We start from the raw sequence: 6,004 nt of genomic DNA, 5'->3' as shown, positions 1-6,004 counted from the left end.
GTCCGTCGCCGGACGGGGGGACGTGGTGGTGTCTTCGTTCTTCGGATCCGGCACGCGATCCCCCTTGCTGGACGGACGGCTGTTCTCCCGGGCAGCCTATCGACCGTCTTCGGGCGGTGGGCACAATGGTGGCCATGACGTCTTTCGGTGACCTTCTCGGACCCCAACCCACCCTGCTGCCCGGCGACGACGAGGCGGAGTCGGCGCTGCTGAACCACGAGGACCCGGCGAAGGTGGCCGCCGATCACCCGACCGCGTCGATCGCCTGGGCATACCTGGCCGAAGCCGCCCTTGGGCGCGGCGAGACGATCGCGGCCTACGCCTACGCCCGCACCGGCTACCACCGCGGTCTCGACCAGTTGCGCCGCAACGGCTGGAAGGGCTTCGGTCCCGTGCCGTTCGACCACGAACCGAACCGGGGCTTCCTGCGGTGCGTCGCGACGCTGGCCCGTGCGGCGAAGGAGATCGGCGAGGCCGACGAGCATGCCCGCTGCCTCGACCTGCTCGAGGACTGCGACCCGCGCGCCGCCGAAGCACTTGGCGTCGATTAGTCCCCGGTTACCCACCAGGGTGGGCACGCGCCGGCGGCTGCGCACGTCGGGGCTCCGCCTGCGTTCCTCGGCGCTGCCGATCCTGCAGTGCGCGCTGGCAGCGGGCATCGCCTGGTGGGTCGCCACGGGGCCGGTCGGGCACGAGCAGCCGTTCTTCGCGCCCATCGCGGCGGTGGTGTCGCTCGGGCTGTCACTGGGTGCGCGGATGCGACGGTCGGTCGAACTCGTCTGCGGTGTCACCGTGGGCATCGGTGTCGGCGACCTGATCATCTCGTTCATCGGTAGCGGCCCGTGGCAGATCGCGCTCGTCGTCGCGATGGCGATGGGCACGGCGGTCGCGCTCAACAGCGGCCCGATCTTCTCCATGCAGGCCGGGAACTCGGCGGTGCTGGTGGCGACCCTGATCCCGCCCGGCGGGTCCGGGGGTATCGACCGAATGGTCGACGCCCTCATCGGCGGGCTGGTCGGCATCGCCGTCGTCGCCGTCATCCCCACCCACCCGGTGCGCCGGGCGCGGCGGGAGGCGGCGAACGTGCTGTCCACCACGGCGGACGTGCTGCGCAAGGTCGAGGCCGGCCTGGTCGAGAACAACCCGAAACCCATCGAGGCGGCCCTCAGGGAGGCCCGGGCCACGCAGTCGGCGATCGACGCGATGCGCGCCAACATCTCCGGCGGCAAGGAGGTGAGCCGCATCTCGCCGCTGTACTGGAACAGCCGGCCCCGGCTCGAGCGCCTCATGGCCGCGGCGGACCCGATCGACAACGCCATGCGCAACACGCGGGTGCTGGCGCGCCGGTCGCTCTCGCTCGTGCGCGACGACGAGATCCTCGACCCGCGGCTGGTGCGGCGCATCGAGGACCTGGCCGGGGCGGTGGACGTGCTGCGGCTGATGGTCCTCGCCGAGCCGGGGGAGCAGCCCGATCAGGCGGAGGCGGCCCGGGTGCTGCGCAGCGTGGCCCGGGAGATGAAGCCGGACCTCGTGGCGGGGGCGGGCCTGTCCTCGACGGTGGGGTTCGCGCAGATTCGTTCGCTGATCGTGGACCTGCTGCAGGTGGCCGGCCTCGAGCGGGTCTCGGCGATCGCCACGCTGCCCCCGACGGTGGAGCATCCGGCGTATCCCCCCGAGTCCTGAGCGGCTCCCCTCTCCGTTGAACATATGCGTATGTCTGCATATGATTGCCGAAACTTCGGAGGGAGGACCATGGGCGTCGGACACGGCCACTCGCACGGCCATTCCGGGACGAGCACTCCCGGCGGGGCCGGCCCGTCGAAGGGACGGCTGTGGCGGATGGCGATCGCCCTCGTCGTCCTGGTCGCGTTCCTGATCCTCGAGACGGGCGTCGCCCTGTGGATCGACTCGCTGGCCCTGCTCGCCGACGCCGGCCACATGCTCACCGACGTGGTGGGCATGTCCATGGGCATGGTCGCGTTGATCCTGGCCCGGCGGGGCAGCACGGCGGCCGCGCGCACCTTCGGGTGGCACCGCGCCGAGGTACTCGCCGCCATGGCGAACGCCGCGCTGCTGCTAGCGGTGGCGGTGTGGGTGTTCTACGAGGCGATCCGCCGCATCGGTGACGCCCCGGAGATCCCCGGGACGGCGCTGGTGGTCACCGCGGCGGCCGGCCTGGCCGCCAACCTCGTCGTCATGCTGCTCCTGCGGGCCGACGCCAAGGACAGCCTCGCCGTGCGCGGCGCCTACCTCGAGGTGCTCGCCGACGCGGTCGGCAGCGTCGGGGTGCTCGTCGCCGGTGCCCTCGTGCTGCTGTTCGACTGGAGCCTCGCCGACGTCGTCGTCGGCGTCCTCATCTCCCTGTGGGTGGTGCCGCGGGCGGTGCGCCTGGCCGCGGCGTCGCTGCGCATCCTCACCCAGGCTTCGCCCGCCCACCTCGACGTCGAGGGGGTGCGCGCCGACCTGTCCGCCCTGCCCGGCGTCACCGGCGTCCACGACCTGCACGTGTGGACCCTTACCACCGGCATGGACGTCGCCACCGTGCACCTGATCAGCGACCACGACGGGCAGTGGGTGCTCGAGTCGGCCCGCGCCGTCCTCACCTCCCACGGGCTCGAGCACGCCACCGTCCAGGTGGAGACGACCGTCAACGGGCGGCGCTGCGAGGAGAACGTCACCTGGTAGGGCCGAGGCTGCTCACGCCAGGGAGGGCTCCCGTAGGCGGGTGACGCCGTCGACCACCAGCGAACACAGGACGAACACGGCTGCGGCGAACACGGTGGTGCCGATCACCACGGGGAAATCCCCCTCGAGCGCCGCCGTGATCGCCAGTCGGCCCACGCCGTCCAGGCCGAAGATCGTCTCGGTCACGATCGCCCCACCCATGATCGCCGCAAGCTCGAGACCGCCCAGGGTGATCACCGGGTTCAACGCCGCATCCAACCCGTGCCGGTAGTGGACGGCGTTCTCCGACAGTCCTTTCGCCCGCGCAGTCCGGATGTAGTCGGCGTCGAGGACTTCGAGCATCGACCCACGCACCACCCGCTGGAAGATGCCGATCTCCGCGATGGTCAGTGTCAGCCAGGGCAGCAGCAGGTGCCGTGCCCACTCGAACGGGTTCTCCGCGAACGGCACGTACCCGCTGCTGGGAAAGAGATACAGCCCGTGGGTCGACAGCGTGAAGAACAGAAAATACGACAGCAACATGCCGGTGAGAAACGTCGGCAGCGACAATGCGACGTAGGACAGGGCAGACAGGCCGTGATCGACTGCCGAGCCCGGCCGGCGGGCGGCTTCGACGCCCAGCACGATCGAGAGCGTCATCCAGATCACCAGGGCGCCCAAGGCCAGGGAGACGGTCACCGGCACCTTCGACAGGATCAGGTCCGTCACCGGTGTCTGCTGCCGGAACGAGTACCCGAGGGCGGGTGGCCAATGGGCGAGTCCCATCGGCGCGCCCTGGATGTCCGGGCCGCGGAGCAGGTAGTTCTTCAACTGCACGTACCACGGTTCGTGCAGGCGCAAGGCGCGGGCCACCGCGTCGATGCTCTCCTGAGTGGCGTTGCGCGGCGCGAGCATCGTCGCGGGATCCCGATAGGCGACGCGTGTGATCGCGAAGGCGGCGAGCAGCACGAGCAGGAGCGTGGTCGCCGATCGGGTGACGAGAGCGAGAAATTGCCGGAACATCGATCTCACCGCTTTCCGGGGTCGAGGACGTTGCGCAGGCCGCTGCTGAACGTGTTGAAGCCGAGCACGACGACGAACAGGGCCACGGCGGGACCGAGGAGATACCAGGGCTGTACCTGATAGATCGAGGTGCGTTGGGCGTCGGCGATCATGTTTCCCAGACTCGGCGTCGGGGCTTGGATACCGACCCCGAGGAACGACAGCGTGGCCTCGGCGACGATGTTGGTGGGCAACTGCACGGCCCAGTACACCGCGATCACCGGCACGACGTTCGGGAGGATCTCCCGGAACAGGATGTACCGCCGGCCCGCCGCGAGGGTCACCGCTGCGTCGACGAACGGCTGCGACCGCAGCGCCACCGCCATGCCCCGGCTCAGGCGCGCGAAGAACGTCCACGAGAACGCGGAGATGATCGCGATCACCACCAGGACCGGGCTGATGACCGGTCTGCCGTCCCCGCCTCGGTTGAGTGCCAGCAGGCTCAGCGCGGTCACGACGAACGGAAACGACAACACCACGTCGATGACCTGACCTGTCACCCGATCGAAGGCGCCTCCCATGAACCCCGACGTGAGACCGACGACCGTCCCGATCACCATCGCCAACGTGGTGGCGGGAATCCCTACGAGCAACGAGATCTGCGCGCCGTACAGCGTGCGCACCAGCACGTCGCGCCCTTCCCCGTCGGCACCGAGCCAGAACCCGAAGGACGGTCCGACCGGTATGCCGGATGCGTCCAGGGCCTCCTGCCGGAACTGTTCCGTGGGTCCATGCCCCACGACCGCAGCGACGAGCGGTGCCGCCGCAGCGGCCACGATCACCAGCAGCACCGTCCATGCTCCGAACCGAGCGGAGTGGTCCTGCATCAGTGCGCGGATCGCCTCGCCGCGGGACACCGGTGGGGCTTCGGCGTCCACGGCGCCGAGGCCGACGAGCTTCGTCCACGGTTCAGGCATCGACGGTGTCCCTTCGAGCGTGGCCGGGGACGGCACTCAACAGGGTGCGGGTGTACTCGTGCCGGGGCGCGGCGAAGATCTCGTCGGTGTACCCCTGCTCGACGATCATGCCGTCGCGCAGGACAGCGACCCGATCGCACAGCGCGGACACGACGCCGAGGTCGTGCGAGACGAACAGCAGTGAGGTTCCCTGCTCGTCGCGCAAGGCGCGGAGCAGGTCGACGATCTGCCGAGCGGTCGACATATCCAGCGCCGAGACCGGTTCGTCGGCGACGATCAGGGCCGGATCCAGCGCGAGAGCCCGGGCGAGCGCGACACGCTGGCGCTGACCACCGGACAGCTGTGCCGGATATCGGGCTGTGAATCCGCCGGGAAGGCCCACGCGCGCGAGTAATTCGCCGATTCTTCGCCGGATCTCGACCGGGGTGAACTCCCCCGCCAGCTCGAACGGTGCGGTGAGGATCTCGCTGATGCTGCGCCGCGGGTTCAGGCTGCCGTACGGATCCTGGAACACCATCTGGATCGACCGACGCACGTGCGGCTCCACCGCGACGCGCTGCCGTCCCGGACGCACATACGGAGAGCCGCGAAAATGCAGGATGCCCGAGTCGGCGGTCTCGAGCCCCGCGACGATGCGGCTGAGCGTGGACTTGCCGGAACCGGATTCGCCTACCAGGCCCACGATTTCGCCTTCACCGATGCACAGGTCGACGTCGGCGAGCACCTGATGGCGTCTGCGGCCTCCGGTGCGGAAACTCTTCGAGACATTCTCGGCCCGCAGTAGTTCGGCGCGGTGCGGCCGCGCACCGACGGGTGGGGCCACCGGCCGGTGCCGGGCCGCGAGCAGGGCCTCGGTGTAGCGGTGCGCGGGTGCGGTGTACACCCGATCCGCCGGGCCGGCTTCGACGACCTGCCCGCGGTGCATGACCACCACGTCGTCCGCGACGTCCGACACCAGGGCGAGGTCGTGACTGACCAGCACGAGCGCCATATGATGGTCCTGCCGAAGGCGTTGCAGCAGACCAAGAATCGCGGACTGTACCGTCGCGTCCAGGGCTGTGGTCGGTTCGTCGGCGATGACGAGCTGCGGATCGTTCGCGATCGCGATCGCAATCATCACCCGTTGGCGCATGCCGCCGGAGAAGTGCACGGGGTAGTCGTCGATCCGGTCCCGCGCGCGGGCGATGCCCACCTCGTCGAGGAGTTCGACGACGCGGCGTCGCAGCGTCGCGCGGTCGACGCGCCTGTGCGCGGTGATGGCCTCGCCGATCTGTCGGCCGACCGGCATGAGTGGATGCAGGTTGCTCAGCGGATCCTGGAATACGAACCCGATGTCGCGGCCACGGAGCGCGCGCAACTGC

General features: G+C 69.8%; 6 protein-coding genes. 3 read left to right on the top strand and 3 right to left on the bottom strand.

The genetic code is table 11. The features are described 5' to 3' along the window. Positions 1 to 134: 134 nt before the first annotated feature. The 3 genes from CQZ88_RS04510 to CQZ88_RS04500 all read left to right on the top strand — a co-directional run bounded on the left by CQZ88_RS04510 (position 135) and on the right by CQZ88_RS04500 (position 2,685). Positions 135 to 551, top strand: coding sequence for a DUF3151 domain-containing protein (locus CQZ88_RS04510; RefSeq protein ID WP_029545418.1), 417 nt, complete (start codon positions 135 to 137; stop codon positions 549 to 551). Then, positions 538 to 1,683, top strand: a complete 1,146-nt coding sequence (locus CQZ88_RS04505) for an aromatic acid exporter family protein (RefSeq protein ID WP_102799309.1) — start codon at positions 538 to 540, stop codon at positions 1,681 to 1,683. Before CQZ88_RS04510 ends, CQZ88_RS04505 begins: the two co-directional genes overlap by 14 nt. Before the next feature lie 69 nt (positions 1,684 to 1,752). Further along, positions 1,753 to 2,685, top strand: coding sequence for a cation diffusion facilitator family transporter (locus CQZ88_RS04500; RefSeq protein ID WP_006945361.1), 933 nt, complete (start codon positions 1,753 to 1,755; stop codon positions 2,683 to 2,685). A 12-nt stretch (positions 2,686 to 2,697) separates the two neighbouring features. On the opposite strand, the gene CQZ88_RS04495 is transcribed toward CQZ88_RS04500, so the two are convergent. From CQZ88_RS04495 to CQZ88_RS04485, 3 genes are all read right to left on the bottom strand, one after another. Next, a complete protein-coding gene (locus CQZ88_RS04495; RefSeq protein WP_044476452.1) occupies positions 2,698 to 3,687 on the bottom strand; it encodes an ABC transporter permease in 990 nt (329 codons plus the stop codon). A 5-nt stretch (positions 3,688 to 3,692) separates the two neighbouring features. Further along, on the bottom strand, positions 3,693 to 4,643 hold the full coding sequence (locus tag CQZ88_RS04490) for an ABC transporter permease (protein ID WP_006945380.1): 951 nt from the start codon (positions 4,641 to 4,643) through the stop codon (positions 3,693 to 3,695). Further along, on the bottom strand, positions 4,636 to 6,004 hold a 1,369-nt coding region (locus CQZ88_RS04485), incomplete at its 5' end, for an ABC transporter ATP-binding protein (protein WP_258008441.1). The genes CQZ88_RS04485 and CQZ88_RS04490, both read right to left, overlap by 8 nt.

The sequence above is a fragment of the Rhodococcus sp. ENV425 genome (assembly GCF_002887785.1).
GTDB lineage: Bacteria > Actinomycetota > Actinomycetes > Mycobacteriales > Mycobacteriaceae > Rhodococcus > Rhodococcus aetherivorans.
Note: the sequence above shows the minus strand (reverse complement) of the source record. Positions and strands in the feature narration are given on the sequence as shown.

What these genes read in the sequence shown, in the direction of transcription:
- CQZ88_RS04500 (WP_006945361.1), top strand. Translation starts at nt 1,753, where the DNA reads ATGGGCGTCGGACACGGCCACTCGCACGGCCATTCCGGGACGAGCACT.
- CQZ88_RS04490 (WP_006945380.1), bottom strand. Translation starts at nt 4,643, where the DNA reads ATGCCTGAACCGTGGACGAAGCTCGTCGGCCTCGGCGCCGTGGACGCC.
- CQZ88_RS04495 (WP_044476452.1), bottom strand. Translation starts at nt 3,687, where the DNA reads ATGTTCCGGCAATTTCTCGCTCTCGTCACCCGATCGGCGACCACGCTC.
- CQZ88_RS04510 (WP_029545418.1), top strand. Translation starts at nt 135, where the DNA reads ATGACGTCTTTCGGTGACCTTCTCGGACCCCAACCCACCCTGCTGCCC.